Here is a 26,239-nt window from a genome sequence, read left to right as displayed (position 1 = left end):
CAGCTACTGGCTGGGAACGAGGAAAATACAACATAAAAAAAGGAAATTAACATCATGTTTTTAGTAACTGGAGCCACAGGAGGACTCGGACGGCGGATCGTGCGATCGCTTCGAGAACGACAAATGCCAGTGCGGGCATTTGTCCGCCTCACGTCTCGCTACAGCGAACTCGAACACCGAGGAGCAGAAATATTTATCGGTGACTTGCAGCAAGACAAGGATATCGAAAAAGCTTGTCGGGGCGTTCAGTATATTATCAGCGCTCACGGAGGTGAGGGCAATGCTCAAGCATTAGGCTACCGAGCTAATATTGAACTGATCGATCGGGCAAAAGAAGCGGGTGTCCAGCACTTTGTCTTTATTTCGGTACTGGGAGTAGATAGGGGATATGAAGATGCACCATCGTTTAAGGCAAAACGGGAAGTCGAAAAGTATCTAATAGCAAGTGGTTTAAACTACACCATTCTGCGCCCGTCTGGTTTTGCCTCAAATCTCCTACCTTTAGCAGAACAATTTCGGGAAACTGGGATTTATTTACTTATTGGCGATCGCCAAAGTCGGACTTCTATCGTGAGTACCGACGACTTGGCACAGATTGCTGTAGGCTCTGTAAGCGTTGAAGGTGCCAAAAATCAAATTTTATCCGTAGGCGGGCCAGATGTCCTCCAGCGTCAGGATATCCCTCGGATATTTGGTCGCATCTTCAACACAGAGCCGATTATCATCAACCCACCGCTGTTTGTGTTGGATGGGTTCCGGAGTGCTTTGGGACTGGTGAATCCGAAAGCGTCTAAAGCTCTTGGCACCTTTCGCACGTTGCTAGACAATGAATTTTTCTGCACGCCCCAAGAGGTTGAGAATTTAGAGACAATTTTTGGGATGAAGATGGAATCGTTGGAGAGTTTCTTACGGCGTTACTTGGGGGTTTGAGAATTTAGGGAAGAAGCGATCGCTTCTTCCCCGTTATCAGCTAACAATAATACCCATAGCTCAGTTTTATTTACCCCATCATTAGCTGTCAATAACAGCTTGGTATCAACATCATGCTAAAGCCATTCACCTGCATCGTTAATAGTTTTACAATTTGAAAAATTATTTGGCAATCCAAAAGTTTATAGTATATAGCATTCCTAAATAATTCATGAAGGCGAGCTTTCCGACTCCTTAAAGAAGTCAAGAAGCTGAAGGGCTAGATCACAACTCAAATAGGATTTCTATACTCGTGTAAGTAAAAATACTTTGAGTTATTTTTTTAACTCTTAAACTTAAGATAACCTCTTGTTAAGAAGAAGATAAGATAAATTCATATTGTTATACTGCTAGATAGATAAACTGTTTCAATAGTTGCACAAAAAGATGAAACGACGCAACTTCCTTTCGTACTTCCTGTTACTAATTGCAGGCTGTGCATCGGCAACAAGTAATTCCAATAGTATATATTCCAATTTAGATGCAAACGTCCCTGATACACTCCGATTTACAGTGACAGATACTCAGGGACTCCAACAGTTGCAGCGCGATTATGGAGGACTGCGTACTGCGTTAGAGGAGGTATTGGAAAAGAAAATTGAGTTTGTTCCTTTTGAAAGCTATATAGCTGCTGCTGCCGCTTTGCAGTCAGATCAGGTAGACTTTGTTTTCACAGGCCCCTCCGAATACGTAGTGATGAGTGCCAGGACGAATGCAGTTCCCATCATTGGAATCACGCGATCCAACTATTACCCAGTCATCTGTGTTTCTGCTAACAACAAGATCAAATCGGTAGCACAGCTGAAAGGGAAAAAAATTGCCATGTGGAAGGTCGGTTCAACAAGTGGTCATCTTGGCCCGACAAAACTGCTAATTGATGGTGGACTAAACCCTAAATCTGACCTAGAAATTCTTCTGTTAGGCAGTAAGGGATTACCCGCCTTACAAAAGGGTGAAGTTGATGCTTGGGGAGGTTCATCTGTCAAGTATGAGAAATTTCTGAAGGATGAAGGCTTATCTGAAAGTGCGTTGCCAGTGATCGTGAAAGGATCGTTCTTTCCCAACGATTTATTTGTTGTTAGTAGCAAGCTGGATTCAAGCTTTGTCAAAGAGATGGGCGATCGCATGATGAAAAATCAAGATAAACTGCTCCAAAGTCTTTCATCTGTTGAAGAAGGAAAGTTCAAAGGCTCGAAGCTAGTTTCTGCCAATGATGTTGATTACAACCAATTTCGTCAGGTATACAAAATTGTTGGGCAAGGTAGTTTTGTTCAGTAAATGCTTAACTAGATGAATCATCATTCTAGCGTAAATATCGATGTCATTTTAATTACATTTTTTAGGAAAATGTAAAAGGCTATGTTTTCGCCACTCCAGCTAAATTTACATAACAAAAGGAACATTTCAAAATTGTCCTTAAACTGGATAAGAGCCAAGATCCAACGGTTGAGTATAGCCAAAAAAATTGGTTACGGCTATACGTTGGCTATTGGGATAGCAGTTCTTGGAACAACTATTGGGCTAGTCACTGGAGACTATTACCAAAAACAGGCTCAGACACAGATGAAGATTGCCAATAAGCAACAACATCTCCTAAGTGATTTAGAAAATGCTGTTAATGCGGTACAGTCACATCCTCAACGGCTGGTCATCATTCTTGGAGAGTCAATCTGGTTTGACTATGAAACGGCTAAATTTTTGGGTGATGTTAATCGGGTTAAGAAACTCATCTCTGATTTTAAATTTTTCATAGAAACTCATCCTCGTAACTTAGTCAGAGACACCACAAATCTAAAGGATTTATTACAGGGGTATGAAACCAACACAGAGGCTTACGCTGGGCTGATGCAGTCTCTGTGGCAGCAAATCGAACCCCCTAACTTAACACCAGAATATATTCCAGCAGCACAGCAGCGGTTGTTAACTTTTATTAGAGGAAAATCAGCAACTGATATCACTGTTAAGTTTGACCGCCTTTCAGAAAGTTTATCCCAATTCAAAGTAGGTGCTGAATTTCAACAGGCACAAGCAAATCAAAGGGTTGAAGAAGCAGAAACATTAAGGCTGCAAATTATTGCTGTAAGTATGCTGTTGTCAGTTGCAATGGCAGTGGCTCTAGCGCTCATTACCAGTCGTGCGATCGCTCGTCCCATCGAAAGTTTGACTCAAGTTGCCAAGCGAGTCACCCAGGAAGCAAATTTTGAGCTGCAAGCAACTGTTAAAACGGAGGATGAAGTGGGGTCGTTAGCAATTTCTCTCAATCAGTTGGTTCAATGGGTCGGAGAGTATACCCATGAACTAGAGTTAGCTCGTCAGACGCTGGAGCAGCGAGTAGAGGAACGGACTCAGGAACTTACACAAGCACTTCAATACCTCAAAAGCACCCAAACACATCTAATTCAAGCCGAAAAAATGTCCAGTTTGGGGCAGATGGTAGCGGGGGTGGCTCACGAAATTAACAACCCGATCAACTTCATTTACGGCAACCTGGGTTACGCTAACGATTACACTCAGCAATTGCTTGAATTAGTAGAACTCTATCAGCAACATTACCCCGATCCAACTCCTGAAATTCAAGACAAAATTGAAATGATTGAGTTAAAATTCCTTGCTGAAGATTTGCCAAAACTACTATCCTCAATGAGGATGGGAGTTGACCGGATTCGGCAAATTGTGGTGTCTTTGCGTAACTTTTCTCGCCTTGATGAATCTGAGATGAAGTCAGTCGATATCCATGAAGGAATTAATAGTACATTATTGATATTAAATAATCGGCTAAAACACGAAATTGAAGTAATAAATCAATATGGAGACTTGCCCCTAATTGAATGCTATCCAGCACAGCTCAATCAAGTATTTATGAACATTATTAGCAATGCAATCGATGCGCTATTAGAAGAGTCTACCCAACCTAGCAAGCAAATTATAATTCAGACGCAAAGAATAGATTTTTCTCACATTCAGGTAGGAATTAGAGACAATGGTATGGGGATTCCACCAGAAATTAGAGATAAGCTGTTCGATCCATTCTTCACAACAAAGCCAGTAGGTAAAGGCACAGGACTAGGGCTGTCTATTTCCTACCAAATTATTGAAAAGCATAGAGGTAAGATAGATGTGATTTCAGCGATTGGGCAGGGGACGGAGTTTGCAGTCACTCTGCCTATCCAAAATAAGGGCTAACTGAATATGCAATTATATTTGCCCTTTTTACAAAATCGGGATGCTATGCTAACTATAGGAATAATGAAGGTATCACTAGATTAAAGTAAGTAACACACTCAGTGCTTACGATAAAAGGCTTGAGTTAACAACTAAAATATCAAATTATTATGCAAACACGCCTCACGTCTTCCCCAGCTCAAGCTCGTCAAACAAGAGGCCAACTTGCCTCACCAGAGGATTCTTTATCTTACGAATTGGGTAAGGCGGTGCAAGAATTACCGCCACTGTATACGCGATTGTTGGCAGGAAGTATTAGCTTATTAGTGTTGGGTTCGATTGCTTGGGCGCATTTTAGCGAAGTGGATGAAGTAGCTGTGGCTCCCGGTGAATTGATAGCATCGACACAAGTAAGGCCAGTGCGATCGCTTGGTGGTGGCATTATTAAATCTGTCAAAGTTAAAGAAGGCGATCGCGTTAAAAAAGGTGATGTCTTGGTGGAGCGAGATCCAGGCTTACCGCAAGCCGAAGTTGACCGCCTAGCCAAATCTTCCGAGTTAATTCAGGAAGACTTGCAGCGTCTGGAAGCGGAACGATCAGGAGCCGGAAGTGGTGGAAATTCGCTGCAAGATCAGCTTTTAACATCTCGTTTAAAAGACTTTGAATCGCAAAAAGCGGCGGCGCAAGCCGAAGCGAATCGGCAAATTGCGGTAATGAATGAAGCCAAAGTTCGCCTCAGCCGTCTGCAAGAAAACCTGATCAACGCCAGAACCAACCTCGCTAATGCCGAAACGAATCTAGTCAACGCCAAAAGCCTGCTTCCAAAAACAGAAGCCAACTTAGCGATCGCTCAAAAACGAGAAGAGGCTTTTAAAAGTCTGTTAACTCCGGGTGCTGTACCTCGGCTCGATTACATTGATGCACAAGACCGAGTAATTAGAGCGCAAGCTGATGTCACTAGGACAAAAGATGCGATTACCAACGCTGAAGACAAAGTAACTGAAGCTGAAGACAAAGTAAGCTCAATAGAAAAAGATATCGACGCTCAAGGTCAACAAATTCGCCAAGCCGAACAAGCTTATCAAAGCGCTCGCAATCAAGCTGAACGTTTGGGGTCAGAACGCCAGAGTGAAATCCTCACTCAATTCAACAGGCGACGTGAAGAACTAACAACAGTTGCAGGTCAACTGGAGCAGGCGAAAAAGCAGCGAGAAGTAGAAAATATCCTCGCTCCCTTTGAAGCTACAGTTTACAGCGTCAAAGCAACTAAAGGGCCAGTGCAACCAGGAGAAGAGTTATTATCTCTACTACCAGCAGAGGAAGAACTTTTGGTAGAAGTCAAAGTTCTCAACCGCGATATCGGCTTTATCCGTAAGGATATGAAAGCAAAGGTAAAACTAGCAACTTTCCCCTTTCAGGAATTTGGCACGATTAATGGTGAGGTAGTTCAAATTAGTCCTAATGCAATTGTTGATAAAGAGTTAGGCTTAGTTTTCCCCACCAGAATTAAACTGCAAAAACACACAGTTATGGTGCGTGGTCAAAAAGTAGAATTTACTCCGGGGATGGCAGCAACGGGAGAAATCGTAACTCGGAAAAAATCTATTCTCACCTTCATAATGGAGCCAGTCACTCGTCGATTTACCGAAGCATTTTCGGTAAGGTAATTATACTAATTTGCCTTTATTTCGTTACTAGGCAAGAGCCTAGTAACGAAGAAAAACAAAATTTCCTCTTGCTCCCCTCTTTGTCGGCAAAGAGGGGATGTTCTCGTGAGGAGAGAATTTAAACCAACAAACTCAAGTTGTAGAAACTACTAGCGTTGTTGAAAGAATTCACCCGCACGTAATAGGTTCCTGCTCCTAAGAATGTGTTAATTGAATCTGCCACAGTGCCAACCTGACTTGAGCTGGAAATTAGTAGCCCATTGATATTGAAAAGTTGCAAATTAGCATCAGCACTCAAGCCATTTAACGACAAACTAAAACTGCGACCTTCTGCTAAGTCAAAGCGGAAATAATCGTTAACGTCTGCACTGCTCACCCACTCGCCCAAAGTGCGACTTCCATTTAGCTGACCGATGTTGCGAGCAGTGGCAAAAGTGCTACCAGCAAAATCGGGAATTGTTGCAGACGCAGTTAGGTTATAGAAGCCGCCGCCGCTGCCTTGGTAAACTCGCACGTAGTAAGCACCAGGAGTTAAATTATTAAAGTTAATTGTTTCCGCACTGGTTCCTGTCAAGAAGGAGTTTGCCACTACTTGACCATTGATGTTGAGTAGTTGCAAATTAGCATCAGCACTCAAACCATCTAGTCTCAAACTCAGGTTGCTGTTAGGGCCAACGTTGAATCTGTAGTAGTCGTTGGTGTCAGAAGTATTTATGGCATCTTGGAAAGTACGAGTACCATTGAGAGGGCCAATGTCACGAGCTGTAGTCAAGGCGTTGCCAGCAAAGTCGGGCGGGGTGGCGGATACACCCAGGTTGTAGTTAGTGTTGCCACTGAACTGGTAAACCCGAATGTAGTATGTACCGGGTGCTAAATTACTTGTATTGATACTTTCCGCCAGGGTGCCGTCATTAACTGAAGATAGTAATACTTGATTAGCGCTATTGATTAGCTGCACATCAGCGTCTGCACTCAAGCCATTTAATGTGATGTTGAGATTGCTAGTTGGGTCAACTGTAAAACGATAGTAGTCATTTGTATCAAGGCTGTTAACAGCATCTCGGAAGACTTGTTGAGTATTGCTGATGGTGCCAATGTCGCGGGCAGTCGGTAGCGTGTTGCCAGCATTATCTAGAGTTGTAAATTGTGTGGAAGACAAACTCAAGTTGTAGTAAGTGCTAACGTTATTGAAGGAATTAACCCGCACGTAGTAGGTTCCTGCTCCCAAGAATGTATTAATTGATTCAGCAGTAGTTCCGACCTGAGCAGAAGTAGCAATAACTTGTCCAATACTGTTGTAGAGTTGCACATCTGCATCGGCACTCAAGCCATTTAGCGACAAACTAAAATTGCCGCCAGCATTTAAGTTGAAGCGGTAGTAGTCGTTGGGGTCAGCACTGTTCACAAAGTCGCTGAAAGTTCTACTTCCATTGAGCGAACCCATGTTTCGAGCTGTCGTAAAAGTATTACCCACAAAGTCGGGTACTGTTGCTGACAGGCTTAAGTTATAGAAGCTGTTGCCGCTGCCTTGGTAAACTCTTACGTAGTAAGCACCAGCGGTTAAATTATTAAAGTTAATTGTTTCCGCACTGGTTCCTGTCAGGAAGGAGTTTGCCACTACTTGACCATTGATGTTGAGTAGCTGCAAATTAGCATCAGCACTCAAACCATCTAGTCTTAAACTTAGGTTGCTGTTCGGGCCAACGTTGAATCTGTAGTAGTCGTTGGTGTCAGAAGTATTTATGGCATCTTGGACAGTACGGGTGCCGTTGAGTGCGCCCAAGTTGCGAGCTGTAGTTAAAGTGTTGCCAGCAAAGTCGGGTGGGGTGGCGGCTACGGTTAGGTTGTAGTTGGTGTTACCGCTGAACTGGGAGACTCGAATGTAGTATGTACCGGGTGCTAAATTACTGGTATTGATTTGTTCGATACCAGTGCCTTCCTGGTTGGAAAACGCTACCAATTTACCGTTACTTCTGAGCAGTTCCACGTCGGCATCAGCGCTCAAACCATCTAGTCTGATGCTGAGGCTGCTAGTCGGGTCAACTGTGAAACGGTAGTAGTCATTGGTATCAAAATTTGTAACTGAATCTCGCAATACTTGTTGAGTATTACTAATAGTACCAATATCACGGGCGGTAGCGATCGCGTTGCCGGCATAATCCACCAGTGCTGCGGATACATTCAGGTTGTAGTTAGTGCTAGCACTGTTGAAGGGAAAAACCCGGATGTAGTAGGTGCCTGAATTTAAGGTCGCATTGATTGCTTCAGCGGTTGCGCCCACATTAGCAGAACTCTGTATAGTCTGACCGCTGCCGTTGAGCAGCTGTACATCTGCATCTGCACTCAATCCGTTAACAGAGAGACTGAAGCTGCTACGACCCGTAAGGCTGAAGCGATAGTAATCATTCGGGTCTAGAGGACTAACATGGTCTGTAAATGTTTGGCTATTCGGAGTGATATTTAAACCTCTAGCTGTACCTAGTGTGTTTCCCGCTAAATCTACTGCTGGCATATGTTCACCCTGTACTACGTGTACTTACGTAATTGCTCCACAGCAGGGGTGGTAATGGTTCCAGAAACCATCCGGACATTTTGCGTAATTTTACAAAAACTTTATATAAAATTTATACAAACTTTATAACAGCAATAAGTGAGGGGATCGCGCTGTTTGGTTATGAACTAGCTAAGATTGCACTTTGGGAAGCAAAAAGCGCGATCGCCAGTTAATCACACTGGTAGCAAATTGACTCCAGGTAGGAGATAAAGCGTTTCTTAAAGCGGTTAAATTAATTGCTAATAAAGTTCCTTGGCTTCTATAGCAGCCCTAAATGGTTCGTGAAGGCGAGATACCCGACTTCTTAAAGAAGTCGGGTATCTGAAGGGCTGGCACCTCACAACTCACATAAGATTGCTATGAGACGTTTGTAAGTACCTGCATTTACATTGACGTTAATCGCTTCTGTAGTGCTGCCAAAGTTGTACGAACTTTAAACTTTAACGCGATCGCTATCAAATACCTGCACGTCGGCATCTGCACTTAAGTAGTTGAGAAGCAAACTCTTTCAAAAGCACCAAATCCCTAGCATTAAGCCTTGTTTCGATTCTGTGTATTCTTGCCATAGTTTTGAAAAATCACTTAACTAACTGCTATTAATTCACTCAAATTTGAAGAGTCAAGTGTTTGAAGCGCTATAGCAGTAGCTGAGCAGGTTTGACAGCTACAACGTAAAGCAGCAGCTAATATGTCTGATGATACGGGAGTAGATGTTGCTGAGGAAACAGCGGGGGTTGATCCGAGTGCTGTTCCCCCTGTATTGCTACCGATAGTATCAGGAATTGCTGGAGCTGCTGCTACTTCCCAAGTTCCGGAAGAAGTGTAAGTGTAATAACTATCTGCAATCGCAAACTTCATAGAACCACTAGATCCAAAGTAATCTTTGATAGTTATCGAACCGAAAGAATCTAGTTGTATATTTAGATCGGTATTGATGATTGAAGAAGTTAGATTGGAGAAGTTGTAACTAGATAAGTTGAGGACATCTAGAGAATCTGTAGATTCAAAGATATCGTCTCCAGTGTTAATGCCAAAGACATAGCCCAAGAAGGAGTTTGCCGCACTGTTAGCGATGATGTAATCGTTACTGGTTGAGTTGATCAAGTTTTCAATAGTTGCGCCGTATGCGATCGCAGTCCCAAATCTAGAGGTAGTATAGTTTTCTCCCGTACTCCGATCCTCATACGTTGTGCTGTTGTAGGCTGCTTGTGTTGTCAGCATCCCATTCTCCCGCATATCGAAGCGGTAGCCAGAATTAAGAGATGCCAAATCCGAGAAGTCCAAAGTGTCTATACCGCCACTGTCCCACAAAGTTTGCTTCAATTGGTTAGTGGAGCTACCCGACAACAGACTGTCGTTGCTGTAACCATAAACAGTATTAAAAGAATAAAGGTTGTTGCCTGAATTGTAATTTTTTGCACCATAGAGATATTGCAGCGCTCGAATGTCATAAGCCATTGGTGTTACTGCATTACTACCAACATTGTTATAGCTCATTATTGTGTTGGTATTGTTATCTTCCTCTGGTGACAAAAACGGCCCATCTCCTGACCCAGAACCGTCGTAGTTACCTGGATGTTTCAGTCCCAAAGCGTGCAATGTTTCGTGAATTAGTGTTTCGTATCCGTAAGTGCCAGGTTCGCTGGAAAAGCTGTTGACAGTACTGTTCTCATAGTTTTGGCTCAGATGTACGTCGCCTGCTATTTCATAATTACCTGGATAATAAGCATAGGCGTAGGCTGGCCCATTGGAGAACATATAGCGGATAGTTCCATAGCTAGTGGCGCTATCTGCAACTTCGACAAAATCAACGTTAATAAATGACTCAAGTGATTCCAAAACTGAGCGGACATTGGCTTTGACCGTTTCGCTCAGTTCAAAGACACTTTCATTTCCGTAATAAGAATTAGCAGCAGCACTACTAAGGAAGCTGTAGGTAATGGCTCCCCCAGTCGAGCTAGTGTCCCAATAGCTATCAGCCTCATTCAAGAGCGCATTAATGGCGTTATTATCTGTTGGAGAATAAGTTCTAGCACTAAGAGAATTAGAAGGGGCTATTGCAAGCTGAAAACTGTCAAAGTCGTAAAACTCACCTTGGTTGGCGTTATTTGCCTCGTTTGCCTCGGTGATATTACTCTCCGCATCCACAATCATGCCGAGGTAGTACGTCCCCGTACTGCTCCAGAAGGCATCGCTGGCTCCCGGTAAATTCAGGTTGTTTGTTAAGGTGTCTGTGCTGCTGTTACCGGAGAGAGAGCTAATCCATTGAGAACCGAGGCGGCGATCGCTGGTCGTAATGTTGCTATCCTGTGACAGGTAGAAGTCTACCCAGAATCCCTCGGCATTCCCACTTGTAGTGTTTTGAATTTCATATTCAACATTGAAGCTATTACCTGGCGTTAGGGAACTCTGCATCACGTTGAAGTTCGCGCCTGATAGGTCAGCCAACTGTGGCAGGCTGTTAGTAGACAAACTCAGGTTATAGTTGGTATCGCCAGAAGATTGCTTGACTTGGACGTAGTAAACACCCGCCGCTAAGTTGGAGAGGTTAATCGATTCTGCTAAGGTGCCACCATTTTCTGAACTTGCGATAATCTCATCAGGATCGAGCGCACGATTAGAGTTGGCATCCCGAATCAGATACACATCGACATTGGCACTCAGTCCATCAAGTGCCAAGTTGAGATCCTTGGGAGTAGTTAATCTGAAGCGATAGAAATCTTCCGGGTCACTGTCACCCACAAAATCGTTAAAAGTGCGATCGCTCAGCGACCCCACCCTAAAAGCTGTCCTCAAAGTATTACCAGGATCGGGTACAACACTGGCTGCACTAGAAGAACTACTGTTAGAAAATTGAATGTTCTTTCCAGCTAGGTTAAATAGTCTTGATGATGTTGCTGACAATAACTCTGAAGAAAGATTTACTTGTAAAGCGTCATACCCAGCTAAGGTTTCCCTTAGTAAGCTACCGTTTTCTAGCAGTTTTCTTTGTCTGAACATTTTCTTGCTTATTCTAAATTTGAACTACAAAGTCAGTGATTTTTACAGTTATTTAAAACTTAGACATCATAAGATATCCTCCCTACCATGAGGTGAAGATAAAAATCAATATCGACAAAGTAGATGCAAATTTATTGGGCAATTTTCCCGGACAGCGCAAAATTAGATACCTTTGGCAGAAGTGTAGCTTATTGAGCTTAATTATACATAAGAGCTACTGAAGTATCTTCCCTGATAACTTGCATCTGACCCAGAGACGCTTTACTCGTTTCTTGCTGTAATTTACACAAATATCAGCTATTGAAGCTGAACGTCGGTATATCTACAGGGGATATATTTTAAATTACTCAGAAAAAGCCATTAAAACAAGGGTTTTCTTTAAAGTTCATAAAATCTTTACAGTAAACAGTAAAAATACCGATAACCCACACCAAATGGGCAAAAAGGAAGACCCCCTTTGCTGTATGCGTTAAAACCAGAGACAACAATTGTCTAATGTATAACGAATGGCTGGATGCGATCGCGCCCGTCGGTGGGGCTAGGGAAGAAGGATGCTATGGGATCCCCAAAAATAAAACTTACTTTCCCGCACTCGGATTAAACTAAAAAACACTCAATCGAGTAACTTACGGAATCATAAAAGCAACAGCTTCAGGATTTGATTGAACAACTTGCTCACTTTGCCCAAACTGTTGATAACGAATCCGAGCGATCGCGTCCTGACCGCGCCGATAAATTCGCGATGGATATTGTAGGCGATACTCTAAAACTTTCCAGTGAGCCAAAATGGCAACCTCAACAGGGACAGCAATTTGGTATTTTTGGGTTAACAAAAGCTTCGGTGAACCTGCTTAAATTTTCAAATAAAAAAATAACTTTATCTGAAAAAAGGTATTAATACCTCTTTCTCTGTATAAGCTCTACCAAACTCCGCAGGAAGTGACTGAACAAATGTTTTTGGTTGCCCATTTATTTGATAGCTCTTTAACCCCTCAACCCACATTCCGCCCTTTCAACTGTCACAGTCGATAATTTTGAACAGGTAGAAGTAAGTGATGGCAAAGTTTCGGGTGCATCATGGTTTCTGGAGAAATTCGGGTTCAAACTCTTAACCACCTTGGTCTGATAGCAGGAGTAGTGGATGAAATCGGCATCGTTGAACAAATCGATCACAACTTAGGTAAGCATCCCAAAGAGTTGGTCAGTGCCGGTCAGGCGGTCAAAGCGATGATTATCAACGGCTTAGGCTTCGTGTCCGCGCCGCTGTATCTGTTTGAGCGATTTTTTGAAGGGAAAGCGACAGAACACCTGATTGGCCCTGGTATCCGACCAGAGCATCTCAATGATGACCGCTTGGGACGAGTGCTAGATCAACTCTATCTGGCGGGTCTGACCCCGTTGTTTGTCAGTATCGCCCTGAAAGCTGCCGCCAAATATGGAGTGGCGACTGATACTCTCCATTTAGACTCCTCATCGTTTCATGTGCATGGCGAGTACAAATCCGATGCGGCACAAATGTCTGTGGTAGCGGACAAGGCAACATCAGTTGAGCCTTCCTTTGACGAGGAAGCCGTCCCTAAACCCATTCACATCACTCAGGGTTACTCCCGCGACCACCGACCTGATCTCAAACAGTTCATCATTGACCTGATTTGTAGCGGGGATGGAGATGTACCATTGTACCTGCGGATAGCAGATGGCAACGTTAGCGAAGCGGGGCGCTCTTAGCGCACAGCTGACAAAGCGGTATTTGCCCAGTTGATGCTGGAGTTTCGCCAACAGCTTTCCTTTGATGCCCTGATGGTAGCAGACAGTGCCTTGTACAGTGCAGACAACCTAAAGTTACTGCAAGGCTTAAGATGGATTAGTCGAGTGCCACTGACTGTCGCTGAGGCGAAGCGTTTAGTTCATCAACTCAAGGCGGAAGAGTTTATTGCCACTCAGTTGCCCGGTTACCGAATTGCTGAACGTGAAAGTTTTTATGGAGGTGTGGCACAAAGGTGGGCGATAGTGGAGAGCGCAGCTCGCCAACAGGCTGATATCAAGCAACTGCATTCTTCTCTCGACAAGTTAGAGCAACGGTTGAACCAGCAACTTACCCAATTGTGCCTTACTGACTTCCGTTGCGAAGCCGATGCTCTTTTAGCCGCCGACCGCTTCGCCAAAAAGCTGGAATATCACTGTTTGCAAGCGGTCACGATTACAAAGCATAGCCAACACGTCAAACCGGGGCGACCTCGTAAAGATGCCCAACCCTCTATCACTTACCGAATTCAGGCTACCTTAGAGCGTAACCAAGACGCTATTCAAAACGCGATCGCTTCTTCTGGTCGTTTTGTCCTAGCCACTAACATTACTGACTCAGCTCAACTGAGTGCTGAGCTAGTCTTGCAAGAATATAAAGCGCAACAATCCCCGGAGCGAGGGTTCCGTTTTTTAAAATATCCCCTATTTTTCACCAACAGTGTCTTCCTCAAGTCGCCAGAACGGATAGCAGCGATGGCGTTTGTTATGGGTCTGTGCCTGCTGGTCTACAACTTGGGGCAGCGGCAACTGCATCACTCTTTGGTCCAGGCTGGGATGAGCCTTGACAACCAACTTGGTCAAGCGACTCAGCGTCCTACCTTACGTTGGGTGTTTCAGTGTTTCCAGGATGTGCATCTGTTGCTGGTTGGTGGTATCAAGCAAATTGCTAATCTGACTCAGGAGCGTTTGTGGATACTTCGCTTTTTTGGACCAGCTTGTCGTCAATACTATTTGCTGCTTTGAGGGTTATTGCTAAGCGATGAGGTCAAAATTATCGACTGTGACAGTTGAAAGGGCGGAATGTGGGCCTCAATAGCCATTGCAAAGCCTAGCAGCTAGTTATCCGTAGAAAAGAAAAATAGAGCAAGAACAACCTGTTGCAAGTGCATCCTTACCTTATCTAACTGAAGTGGTTTTTTGTTTTTCTTGGGGCGACCAGAAGCAGTGCTGTCGTTAGGAGCGGGCCAAAAAGTCTTACCATATTAATATGGAAAATGCGCCTACCCCAACAATAGCCGCTTACTTCTCATCCAAAGCTTCACTCCCATCCCACCCCGCCGGAACGCCAGATGTCTGATACTTCTGGCAGCGTTTCACGTATAGCTTCGCCGCTTTGTCTTGGTGATTTTTTTGTAGAACTTCCTTGAAGATTTGCTCTGCTTGTGCAAACTTTTGTTGGTAATAGAGAATAATGCCTTGTTCAAAATCGGTTCGAGTTTGCGTCTTGAGGTTGCGGATAGATTCTGGTTCGCCAGAGAAAACTTCAAATACAGCAACCGGAGCCTGTTTTCCTTTGACTCGAACGCGGTCAAGAAAACGATAGCTGTACTTTGAAAGTTCATCTAGTTGATACAGAGCTTGTTCGCTGATTGCGATACCCACGCCATACAGTTTCGTTAAACCTTCCATTCGAGAGGCGAGATTTACTGCATCAGAAATCACGGTGCTTTCCATCCGTTCCGACTCGCCAACAGTACCCAGCATCAAACTACCACTATGCAAACCAATGCCAATGGAGATGGGGACTTCTGCTCTTTGTTGCCGTTCTTCATTCCAGAGTGCAACCTTTTTTTGCATAGCGATCGCTGCTAGAACTGCATCCTCAGATGTCTGGGGAAACAGTGCCATTACGGCATCACCAATATACTTATCAATAAAACCATTGTGCTGACGGATGACTGGGCCAACTCGGCTCAAGTAAGAGTTGATAAAATTAAAGTTTTCCTTGGGTGACATCCCCTCGGAGATAGTTGTGAACGAGCGAATGTCAGAAAACAAAATTGTCATTTCTTTAAACACCTGATCGCCTAACTGCACATCTAGGATGCTTTCTTTTTCTAAAAAACGCAGGAACTCATGAGGAACAAAGCGCTCGTAGGCAATATTTAAGGCTGATAAGTTTGTATAAAGACTAGCATTTTCAATAGAAATAGCGGCTTGGGAAGATAGGAGGTTTAACACTTCCAACCGCTCTGAAGTAAAAGCTCCCTCTGTTAAATTATTTTCTAAGTAAAGAATACCAATTAATTTTCCCTGATTTATCAAGGGCGTACAAAGAATAGATTTTGGTTTATTTTCAACAATGTATTGCTCGTTAATAAATTTTCCTTCCCGAACCGCATCCTTTAAAACCAAATTATCCTGAGTCCTAGCTACATAATTAACAATTCCTACTGAAAGTTTGCCACTATTTTCGACTGGAAGTGATTGCAGCAGTATCACCTCATCTTTATTGACTGCACCTTCTGCTTGAATCAGGAGGTTATCTTTATTTTTTAGAATTAAAAAACCTTTTTCAGCTCCGGCGTTTTCAATTACAATTTTCATTAACTTGGCCAGCAACTTATCCAGAATGATTTCACCAGAAAGCGCTTGCGAAGCTTTTACAACTGTATTTAAGTCTAGAACTCCTGCATCCTCACTAGAGGTAGCAATAGAATAAGTTGTAGAGGTATCTTTAATTCCTGTCGCTCTATAAAGTAAATTAGGATAATTAGTATTTAACTCTTTTACCTTGCCTGCTGCCCCCCATTTAGTATAACCATAACGAGCTTCCATTAGATAGGCTTTGGCAATAATATCAAACCCTTTGTCAAAGTAAAATTTAGCAGCTAATTCATTAGCGATCGCTTGATTTTGAATATAATCATTTTCTTTAGCAGACTTGATAGCTTGCTCGTATAACTCCATCGCCTCTTGGGTTTTGCCGGAAATACGAGCCATTTCAGCAGCAATGAGCAAGTATTTATGTAAAAAATTCTCAGGGCAATTATCAGCCCAAACTTTCATTTGTTTTTGATTTCTCTTTAGCGTTTTCCAATACTCTTTTTTTTCCCCCTCATTAGCCGTACTATAAAGAGCAGCCAGAGTTAGAGAATAATAGAAGTAATGCTCCGCAACTTGCATTAAACCTGATACAACTGGCAGAGTTTTTTCTGAATCTAATGCCATCTTCAAAGCATTGGAGTAATCCTCAAAGATGTATAATGTTGCGAGTTTTACAAAATAATACCAATTGAGAGGAATTGCCAATCCAGCATAAGCCCTTAGTTGCTCCAAATGTTTTTCTTCATCATAAAATTCATTACTGAAACTACATTTATCTTTGGTTAAGCCTTTCAAACATAAACTTAACTGTTGCGTCACCAGAAAAAAGTTTGGTGTATATATTTCTCCAACTTGATTAGCATAATCGAGAGACTTTTGATTTTCGATATAAAGATTATCTAGATAATCTCCGGTAATAAAACTTCTCATACTGAGAACATTGTTGGTATAACAAGCCCAAACTATGTCCCCTGATTCAATCCCTGCTTGGTAAGCAGTTTTTAAATGAATAATGCCTATTTTTGAATGCTTAGTCCAATGATTAACAAAGCCACCAAACAAAAAATTTACTTTACATTTCAATTCGCTGCTATTAAATTTTTCAATAATATTCAAAGAAAGTTTACCAAACTCATAGCGAGATTGAAAATCTCCTAACCTTTCACCTAAAAACCTACTTAAACCCAAATAACCCATAGCAGAATTTGCTGCATTTCCATACCTCAATGATAGAGAAGCCTGCTTCAAATACAACAGGTCAGATAAATCCATGTTTGTATAATATAAAGCAGGTATTACGTGCGAAATTAAATTAATAGTTGCTAACCTATTCAGATCAGTCATATCCGGCCTATGAATTAAATCTTTAATGCTAGTATCGCCGATACTTGACCGAATATCTTGAATTTCTAGTTTTAATGCTTTCTTAATTTCCCTGGTTTTCTCTGGGACATTCCAACCCAGCAACTTTAAAGCTTGCTTACCTAATTCAACGACTTCTGAAAACTTGCCTAAAGTTGTATATGAAATAATTTGAATGCCGTAAACTTCTACTTTTTCTAGATTTGTCTTGGCATTTTGCAACAAAATGTTAAATAGATTATCAGCTTGCTCAAAGTTTTTACAAAGGTATTCGCATTCAGAACGCTCCTTATATAAATCAAAAGTTAGCTGATAATCGCTTTCCCAGCTATCTGTTGCTAAAAGCTTCATACCAGTTGTTAAATATCTTAACGCTGGTTCGTATGCAATCGAAGCCTTGGCTTTTTTTCCAGCCGTTAAATTCAATTCAGCAAGTTTATGTCTGGCTTCTTGGTTAACAATTAGCTCGCTTCCAAAGTTTAGCTGATTAACAATATCAAATATTTTTGATTCCCGTTCCTCTAAACTAGTATTACCTAAAAGCAGTTGACCAATTTTTAAGTGAAAGTCTTTTTTATTTTCTTCAGGAATCAGGGAATAGGCAGCTTGCTGAACGCGATCGTGTAAAAATTTATAACAAACTAATGTATCAGTGGAAACTAAGTAATTATTGGCTTCCTGTGCATCAAAATCTAGGAATATTTTGTAATTATTATCGAGGGGTAAAACTAACTCTTCCCGAATTGCTTCCCAGAGATCAATAGCTGTTGCTGCTGGAGAGTTCTCATAAACAAATGATAAAACTTTTAAATCAAACTTATTACCAATACAAGCCGCTAACTTAAGTATTTGCTGTGCGTTATCGGAAAGCTTTTGAATTTTCCCAGCCATCAATTCAACGACATTATCTGTTATGCCAACTTTTTTAATTTCCTCTAAATTCCACTGCCACACAGCTTGAGCCCCCTTATTAAGGACGGATTGAGAGGGGACAAAGTTCAATAGCTTTTCTTCGTAGAGAGATTTTAAAAACTGGTTGACAAAGAAGGGATTGCCATTAGTTTTACGAATTACTAACTCTGCTAGAGGTTTTGACTCGACTTCATCACAGCTAAGAGTCTCGCTAATTAATTGGTTGGTATGACCTAAATCCAAAGGTTTTAGGTTAATATGATTGACAATAGCATTGGCAGAATTAATCTCATCTAAGGTCATCATTAAAAGATGAGAGGCATTCACTTCATTATGTCGATATGCCCCAATTAAAAATAAGTATCGGCTATCTCTCGCCGTCATTAGCAACTGAATTAGATTGAGGGATGCCGAATCAGCCCATTGTAAATCATCAAGAAATACAACTAGGGGATGTTCTTTTTTGGCGAATACTCCAATAAATTGTTGAAAAACTATGTTGAAGCGATTTTGCGATTCTGTTGGTCCTAGTTGGGCAACAGGCGGCTGTTGTCCAACAATTAGTTCTACTTCCGGAATCACATCAACAATCACTTGACTGTTGGCACCAAGGTCATTTAAAAGTTTTTCTCGCCAGGCTGCTATTTTTTCTTGACTTTCAGTTAAAATTTGACTAATTAATGACTGAAAAGCCTGAATTAAGGAAGCATAAGGAATATTTCGTTGAAATTGGTCAAATTTCCCAGAAATAAAATACCCTCTTTGTTGGACAATGGGTTTGTGAATTTCATTGATTAAAGCTGATTTACCAATACCTGAAAATCCTGAAACTAGCATCATCTCGGTTAAGCCTTGGCTTACCCGCTCAAAAGCCGCCAGCAGGATGGTTATTTCTTGTTCCCGACCATAGAGTTTTTGTGGAATCTCAAATTTATTGGAGAAATCCTGCTTACCAGGTATGAAATTTTCAATCTTCCCGGTAGTTTGCAGTTGCGTCAGACAAACTTCTAAATCAAACTTTAGACCGTAGGAACTTTGATATCTGGCTTCTGCTGTTTTGGATAACAATTTCATGACTATATTAGAAATAGCCAGGGGAATCTCCGGATTTAGATGGCTCGGCGGAACTGGTTGTTTAGCAATATGACAATGGACTAATTCCATCGGGTCTGTTGATTGAAAAGGCAACGCCTCAGTTAAAATTTGATAAAAAGTTACGCCTAATGAATAGAAGTCAGTCCGATAATCGATTGCTCGGTTCATCCGGCCAGTCTGCTCTGGCGACATATAGGGTAAACTCCCTTCCAGAACATTAGGATTTCTAATTTCTTGGGTTTCTCTGGAAAGAAGCGAAGAAATACCAAAGTCTATTATTTTTACTTGTCCTGTATGAGGATTTACCAATATATTTTGAGGCTTTATATCTTTGTGTATAATCTGATTTTGATGCAGTTTTCCAAGCCATTCAGAAATTTGAATAGCTATTTTAAGAAGTTCTAGCAAGTTCATTTTTGAGGAATTCATCGCTTTTTCGAGCGATTCACCGCCGAAATCTTCTAGCACTAATACGCAAGTGTTGTTATAGTTTTCCAGCTTGTAAGGTTTAACAATCCCTAATAAATCTAAATTCTTTACGATTTCATATTGATGTTTGAATTTAGCAATATCGTTAAGGTCTGGATATTCTTGATTAAGAATTTTAATAACAACCTTTTGCCTATCGAGTTCTCTAAAAGCACGATAAACTAATGATTTTGTGCCTTCGTGAAGGACTTCAATAATTTTATAGCCTGGTATTTTTAGCATTTTAAATTCCTCAGCTAGTCAATCTATAAATAAATACTCCCTAATGATAAACCTTCTGTTGTTGATGATGACTTGAATGATGCTAAGGTAGTGATGCCTTGACCTTAATTTATAGCTGTGCCGTAGTTTAATAATCTGTTAGGACAGCTTTTCAAGCATTGTTTGTGCTATTGGTTCAATTCTTGAAGAAAAGCTTTTTTCCACTATATAACAATATAGTGGAAAAAATTCTTAAAAATATCTCATGTATTTCTTGACTGTCTATCAAAGTATGGATATACTTCTTGACTAAATATCCCCTGAATTTCTGGAGATTTATGGTTCACCAGTTCCTCGTAATCTTGACGTACAGGGACTTTGTAATTGGCAGTGCGGGGTGTAATTTTTGGCAACCATGTTGTATGTATTGTATAACCAAAGTTTACTGAAGGATGACTCAGTTTGCACAAAGGTCCCTGTGCCAAGCTTTGAGCATTGAAAATCCAAATCTCTTTACCGTGTTGGGAGACAACGGTACACACGATGTAACCGTCGGTTGAATCATTGTTACTATTAGCACTTGGCACAAATTGCGGTGAATTCATGATGTGGCTGTCCCAATGTTTTTGGTCTTTGGAGACAAGAGGAAATTCATAGGAGTCCGCGATCGCCATCTTTTTTGTATCCAGTCTAAACAAGCAAGAGGGTCTGCCTTTGCCAGAGTCTGGAATATCCAGAAGTTGCTCCAGCGGTATTACCCGATACTTATAGTTTTTGTACAAATCAAAGATGAACTCAGTCAGCAATTCCTGCCAAAAGCCAAAAGACTGCCAATAGATGTTCTCAATCTTATCGGTTGACGTTCCGGAAGATTGAGTGTCGCGGTACGTGTAGAGTGATAGCCCCCAAGTACGTTTAGTATCAAAGATAACCTTTGACTCAATAATTTCTGCTTTTTCAGCATCAATTACATAGCGTCCTAGACGACCGATATCCATTGCCCCAACTGATAGCATTCCTTCCAGATGAGGCGATGCAGGCTTGCCATCGTAGGCAGAATCATAACGCCGCACCCATTCCGAGACATCAGTAGCGCATTCGTGGGCGACATGAAGGGTAATTTGCCCATTGGGGTTGTCGTAGTCTACTAGAAAATGGGCAGCTTCCAGGGGAAGTACCACCTTGTGAGCAACAACTTCAACTTCTTTGTCATTATAATATGCTGGATGTTGTCCGGCTTTCAGGCGATCGCGTCGCACAATATATATACTCGTGTCCGGAAGTTGCGATCGCGTCAGCAACTTTCTCAACAGTCTTTCTGCCTGCTTACTCCCTGAAATCGGGTTATTCAAAATCTGTTCCATGCCAAATTTCAGGCAAGTATCCATCAGCACCACATAATCCCGACTCACCGCTATCTGGTGCATAGTTTGCTCAATTCGGACAGGTTTACCATCCGGCAAAACCAGCTTCCAGCGTTCAAACTCACCAACCCCATTCCAGCGAATTAAATAGACAAAATCCGCAATTCCGAATAGTTTCTCCAGCCAGCCTTGCAAAAATTGCCATATGCTCTGAGAAAATTGGGAGAATGAATCGAAGATTTTTTTGACAAAATCTTGTTCGTCAAAAAAGGAAGCGATCGCTTCCAGAAGTTCCTCCACTTCTTGCGGAAGTTTTTCCAATTCGTAAACCAACCCAATAGTTTCTAAAAAATTCGCTAACGACCTACCATAATTAACAGTAAACATCTCTTCAGTGCGGGCATCAAAACAAGGATGCGCCGTACTCAAAACAGGTTGAAAGGGAATATTCAACTGTATCCCCGGACACCACTCTTTATTTGTCCCAACTGCCGTTACTACCTCAAGCGTCTCCAAGTCAATCTCATACGGACGACCCCCATCAAAAGTCACCAGCAAACGCTCATTTTCCTCACCAGAGAATTTCATCGGCAGAAACGCGGTATTTAACTGATCCCGCATTCCCAGATGCAGAGAAAACCGCGCCATGCCATAATCGCGAAACTGATACTTGTCATAGCGGCTTCCAGGTCGAGTTGCTTTATCAGCGTAATAGCAAGGTGACTTAGCAATCCGTGTCTTCAACCACACTTCACCAGGCTTGTGAAAATCTAGGCGATAAATCATGCCATTGCCATTCCAAACATGGGTGCCGTCTGGATTTGGCAAACCCCCGGAATTGACAGAACCCACGGGTGCCACGATAAATACATGACCGTGGAGATCGTGCGGTAAGTTTCCCTCAACCACCTGCAACGCCACATCCGTGAGTTCGCTAGCACTTGCCGTCATCATCCCCTCTGGGAAGGGAGGCAAACCGCCTGGGTTAATTGCTTCAGCCTGGTTTTGATTGGGTTCGTTCATATCGCGCTAAAACTCGCTATTTATAGAATTCCCAATCAACCATCAAATTGACCAGACGGCGGATCGGCATCCCAATTGTACTAACTCTACATTCCTACTTTAGGCAGATGCGGAATTATTTTCAAATTCGGGGTAAATTTTCTCCTGAAACAGCTTCTCAATAAGCGGAGATTTCGTATCCTGCACCCGCTGATGATAATCTTCACACACCGAAATGTTGTAGCTAGATGAGCGGTTGCCAATATTTTGCAACCAAGTTGTGTGTACAGTCATACCGATGTTTAATTGGGGATGGCTCAATTTACATAAGGGGCCTTGTCCTCCACGATTTAAGTCAGCAGCATCGAAAATCCAAATTTCGCTTTTGGCATCGCCGGAATTAACAACGCAGACAATATAACCGTCCGTTGAACCACCGTCACCATTACGGCGGGGTACAAACTGCGCCGAGTTTCCGAAGTAGCCGGTCGGAAATTTGTAAGTGTCGCATATTTTCATCTGCTTAGTATCTACACGGCATAAATTAACAGGTATGCCTTGTTTAGTAACTTCCCGCACCTTCTCTATCGACACCTCGCGATATTGATAGTCTTTATACGTGTCGAAGGCATACTGTGATAGCAGTTCTTTCCAGCATCCCCAAGAGTTCCAGTAAATATTTTCAAACTGCGCTGTCGGCACAGTACCGCTGTAAGCATAAATCGCTGTTGCCCAAGTGTAATCAAAGTTTGTGAGCAGAGATGACTCAACTAGCTTGCCACTTTCTCCATCAATTACATAACGTCCGAGATGGTTAATATCCATGCCACCAATCGACATTCCATAAGGCAAATTATCAGTGCTGCTGACAACAGATTGGTCATATTTGCGAATCCATTCAGACGGGTCCCAAGCGGTATTATGTGCTAAGTGCAGCGTAATTTGGTTGTTAGGATTTTCATAATCTGCCAAAAAGTGGGCTGCACCTCGCGGAATTACCACTTTCTTTGCCTTAACAGTTGAGTTTTGGGTATCGAGGTCAGAACGGCGCACAATATATATAGTCGTGTCAGGCGTTTCTGGATAGTCAAGATATTTTCTCAGCAGATTTTCTATTTGCGGATGCTTTGGCAAAGGACTTGTCAGCAGTTGCTCTGGGCCTAGTTTGAAAACTGTGTCCATCAGCACTACATAATCTTGAGTGACTGCTATTTGGTGCATACTTTGCTTAATTTTCACCGGAGTAGTGCTTTTTCCCTCATCTAGCAAAACTTCCCATTTCTGCAATTCACTTTCACCATCCCAGCAAATTAAGTAGACAAAATCCTCCATCTTTCTTGCTGCTGGCAGCAGAATTTGTGCTAGCTTTACAAGGTTGAGTATTTCCAAGCAAAGTTCGTGAAAATTCTCAATTCCTTTCTCCAGTTCATATTTGAGAACTTGAACTAATTCATTCCAGATTTTTTCAAATCTTTGGGGAACATCTTTTTCTAGTAACAGAAGTTGCAGCAGTTCTCGAAAAATCTCAACGAACTCTTCTATCTCTTTCTCTAATTGTTGGTTTAAAAGGAATTTCAGCACTTCTTTACATAAATCATGAAAGATTTCTTCTCCCAACGGCAGCTTTGATTTCGTCGCCACAAGCAGTTGAGTAGGTTGGGAAACTTTCGTCAGTCGGTCTTCTACAGCTTTCAAAAAATCTTCAAATTCTTGCAAAGGTTTTTCTATATCGTTAAAGAGTAGGGGAGATAAGGCAGTAGCAATTGACTTACCATAATTAACCGCGAATAGCTTTTGCGTGTTGGTGTCGAAGAAAGGGTGAGCGGCGGTTGTAACAATTCCAAAGGGAAGCGGTAGTTCAATTTGTTCGCGCCACTCTGAATTTTTGCCTACAGGCGTAACAACTTCCAGAGTTTTGGGATCAATTTCATAGGGCCTTCCAGCATCCCAAGTAATTAACAAACGCTCATTTTGACCGGGAAATTTCATGGGTAAAAATGCTGTATTTACCTCATTGCGAAAGCCCAGTGATGTTGACAACCGAGCCAGACCGTGATTATTAAACCTAAGCTCCTCATATTCCGTTCCAGGTACGCTGGCTTTGTCAGCATAAAAGCATGGTGTTTTGGCAATTCTTGTGGTCAACCGCACTTTTCTCTCTTCTTGAACTTTGTCAAAGTCGAGGCGGTAAATCATAGCATCGCCATTGAACAGTGGCGTACCGTCGCTGGATGGGTGGATTTGAAAAGTGCCGGGAACAGGTTTGCTGTCAACAGAACCCGCTGGCCCAATAATGAAGGCGTAGCCGTACAGTTCTGGTAGCTCTCCTTCAATTGTCAGTTCCAGGTAACTCAACTCTTCCCGGCTGACTGTGAGAACTGATTTTGGGAAGGGTGCGGACAAAGATTCCGGTGTGTAATTATTGGTCATTGCTTTAGTTTTAAGTTACTTCGTTTATATAGTTCCCAAATCAACCATCAAATCACCTACCTCTTTTTGAGGCGTGGAGAACTCGGTGCTTGGCAAAATCCAAAATCATCCCAGCTATAGCGAAGAAAGCGCATATGCTAGAACAACAGCGACATACGCGAAGAGTTAGCGCAACAGAGCAGCCGCTACACTAACTCCATCGGAAATTTTTTCGCTGCCGCAAAATCTAAAATCAATATAAGCTGTTCTGCAAACAGGATATCCTGATGTATTGGCAGCAACAGCTAGGGAAGAAGCAGTGCTAGACCTTAAGCAGATACGGGAAAATCCACAAGACGTTCAAGAGCGACTGAATCATAAAGGCGCTCATCATGACATAAAGCCGATTTTGCAGCTAGACCAGCAGCAACGGGAACTCGAAGCGAAGCGAAGTCAGCTGCAAGCGCGGGGTAACGAAATTGGTAAATTAGTCGGACAAAAAATTAAATCTGGCAGTGACCCCAATGGCGCAGAAATTCAAACGCTGCGGGAAGAAGGCAACTCTGTCAAAGCTCAGATTGCCGAACTAGAACCGCAAGAAAGAGAGCTGAAAGCCATAATAGAAGAACTTTTGTTAGCTCTCCCTAACTTACCCAGTCAGTCCACACCTATTGGTAAAAGTGAAGAAGAGAATGTAGAAGTACGCCGCTGGGGTGATGAATATCTGCCCCAAAACTCTAATATTCTGCCTCATGAAGAAATTGGCGAGAAACTGGGGATTCTCAACTTTGAGCGTGCTGTCAAAGTCGCTAAAAGCAGATTTGTAACTTTAATCGGTGCTGGTGCGGCGCTGGAAAGAGCTTTGATTAGCTTCATGCTCGACCGACAAATCGCAGCAGGCTATGTGGAAGTTATTCCACCATTTCTCATCAACAGCGAATCCCTCAAAGCTACAGGTCAACTGCCCAAATTTGCTGAAGAAAGCTTCAAATGCGACCAAGATGATTTGTGGCTGGCACCCACAGCGGAAGTACCAGTGACGAATCTCTATCGGGATGAAATCTTGGAAGCGTCCCAGCTACCCATTTATCACTGTGCTTATACTCCCTGTTTTCGTCGGGAAGCTGGTAGCTATGGGAGAGACACGCGGGGGTTAATTCGACTGCACCAGTTTAATAAAGTCGAGTTGGTGAAATTCGTCCATCCTGATACTTCACCAGCAGAGCATGAATCGCTCGTAAGGGACGCGGAGGCTATTTTGCAGGCGTTGCAGTTGCCTTATCGGGTGATAGAGTTATGCACTGGCGACCTGAGTTTTAGTGCGGCGAAGTGCTACGACTTGGAGGTGTGGTTGCCTTCTGCTGGAAAATACCGCGAGATTTCCAGCTGCTCGAATTTTGAGGATTTTCAGGCGCGACGCGGCAGTATCCGCTTTAGAGAAACTGGGAAGAAGGGAACCCAGTTTGTCCACACCCTAAATGGTTCAGGTTTGGCGATAGGGCGGACAATGGCGGCGATTCTGGAGAACTATCAACAACCAGATGGAATCAGGATACCGGAAGTGCTGCAACCTTATCTGGGACGTGAGGTTCTGTGAAGAGAGGCAGGAGTTATGAGTTATTAATTTCTTACTCCTGACTCCTAGCTTTTACAGCACCGTAGAATGAAGAAGTATGTAGTTAAGTTGAATAAATATAAGT

The 26,239-nt window shown here is 42.4% G+C and carries 11 protein-coding genes and 1 pseudogene; 6 read left to right on the top strand and 6 right to left on the bottom strand.

The features are described from left to right. The first annotated feature begins 54 nt into the window (after nucleotides 1-54). The 4 genes from H6F66_RS15120 (at nucleotide 55) to H6F66_RS15105 (ending at nucleotide 5,798) form a co-directional block, all read left to right on the top strand. Complete coding sequence (locus H6F66_RS15120; RefSeq protein ID WP_190422676.1) at nucleotides 55-930, top strand: SDR family oxidoreductase; 876 nt, start codon at nucleotides 55-57, stop codon at nucleotides 928-930. A 426-nt stretch (nucleotides 931-1,356) separates the two neighbouring features. Next, nucleotides 1,357-2,247 carry a PhnD/SsuA/transferrin family substrate-binding protein gene (locus H6F66_RS15115; protein WP_190422674.1) on the top strand — a complete coding sequence of 297 codons (891 nt, stop codon included), beginning with the start codon at nucleotides 1,357-1,359 and terminating at the stop codon, nucleotides 2,245-2,247. Nucleotides 2,248-2,415: 168 nt separating this feature from the next. Then, on the top strand, nucleotides 2,416-4,152 hold the full coding sequence (locus H6F66_RS28405; protein WP_242019199.1) for an ATP-binding protein: 1,737 nt from the start codon (nucleotides 2,416-2,418) through the stop codon (nucleotides 4,150-4,152). A gap of 149 nt (nucleotides 4,153-4,301) precedes the next feature. Then, nucleotides 4,302-5,798, top strand: a complete 1,497-nt coding sequence (locus tag H6F66_RS15105) for an HlyD family efflux transporter periplasmic adaptor subunit (RefSeq protein ID WP_190422670.1) — start codon at nucleotides 4,302-4,304, stop codon at nucleotides 5,796-5,798. Between the two features lie 118 nt (nucleotides 5,799-5,916). Here the strand turns inward: H6F66_RS15105 and H6F66_RS15100 are convergent, their stop codons facing one another. The 3 genes from H6F66_RS15100 to H6F66_RS15090 form a co-directional block, all read right to left on the bottom strand. Beyond that, on the bottom strand, nucleotides 5,917-8,310 hold the full coding sequence (locus H6F66_RS15100) for a PPC domain-containing protein (RefSeq protein WP_190422668.1): 2,394 nt from the start codon (nucleotides 8,308-8,310) through the stop codon (nucleotides 5,917-5,919). Nucleotides 8,311-8,934: 624 nt separating this feature from the next. After that, complete coding sequence (locus H6F66_RS15095) at nucleotides 8,935-11,352, bottom strand: pre-peptidase C-terminal domain-containing protein (RefSeq protein ID WP_190422666.1); 2,418 nt, start codon at nucleotides 11,350-11,352, stop codon at nucleotides 8,935-8,937. Nucleotides 11,353-11,978: 626 nt separating this feature from the next. Next, nucleotides 11,979-12,185: a hypothetical protein gene (locus H6F66_RS15090; protein ID WP_190422664.1), complete on the bottom strand. Its 207-nt coding sequence runs from the start codon at nucleotides 12,183-12,185 to the stop codon at nucleotides 11,979-11,981. A gap of 244 nt (nucleotides 12,186-12,429) precedes the next feature. On the opposite strand from H6F66_RS15090, the pseudogene H6F66_RS15085 reads away from it, so the two are divergent. Then, nucleotides 12,430-14,121: pseudogene (locus tag H6F66_RS15085) on the top strand (IS1634 family transposase). Nucleotides 14,122-14,397: 276 nt separating this feature from the next. Here the strand turns inward: H6F66_RS15085 and H6F66_RS15080 are convergent. From H6F66_RS15080 to H6F66_RS15070, 3 genes are all read right to left on the bottom strand, one after another. Further along, complete coding sequence (locus H6F66_RS15080) at nucleotides 14,398-19,785, bottom strand: AAA family ATPase (protein ID WP_190422662.1); 5,388 nt, start codon at nucleotides 19,783-19,785, stop codon at nucleotides 14,398-14,400. A gap of 242 nt (nucleotides 19,786-20,027) precedes the next feature. After that, on the bottom strand, nucleotides 20,028-22,151 hold the full coding sequence (locus H6F66_RS15075) for a carotenoid oxygenase family protein (RefSeq protein WP_190422660.1): 2,124 nt from the start codon (nucleotides 22,149-22,151) through the stop codon (nucleotides 20,028-20,030). A 99-nt stretch (nucleotides 22,152-22,250) separates the two neighbouring features. Next, the gene (locus tag H6F66_RS15070) at nucleotides 22,251-24,560 is read right to left on the bottom strand and encodes a carotenoid oxygenase family protein (protein ID WP_190422658.1); all 2,310 of its coding nucleotides are present in this window, start codon (nucleotides 24,558-24,560) and stop codon (nucleotides 22,251-22,253) included. A gap of 298 nt (nucleotides 24,561-24,858) precedes the next feature. Here H6F66_RS15070 and serS point away from each other — a divergent pair, with 298 nt between their 5' ends. Further along, on the top strand, nucleotides 24,859-26,136 hold the full coding sequence (gene serS / locus H6F66_RS15065; protein ID WP_190422736.1) for a serine--tRNA ligase: 1,278 nt from the start codon (nucleotides 24,859-24,861) through the stop codon (nucleotides 26,134-26,136). Nucleotides 26,137-26,239 lie beyond the last annotated feature (103 nt).

The organism is Trichocoleus sp. FACHB-6 (assembly GCF_014695815.1).
GTDB lineage: Bacteria > Cyanobacteriota > Cyanobacteriia > Cyanobacteriales > FACHB-T130 > Funiculus > Funiculus sociatus.
Note: the sequence above shows the minus strand (reverse complement) of the source record. Positions and strands in the feature narration are given on the sequence as shown.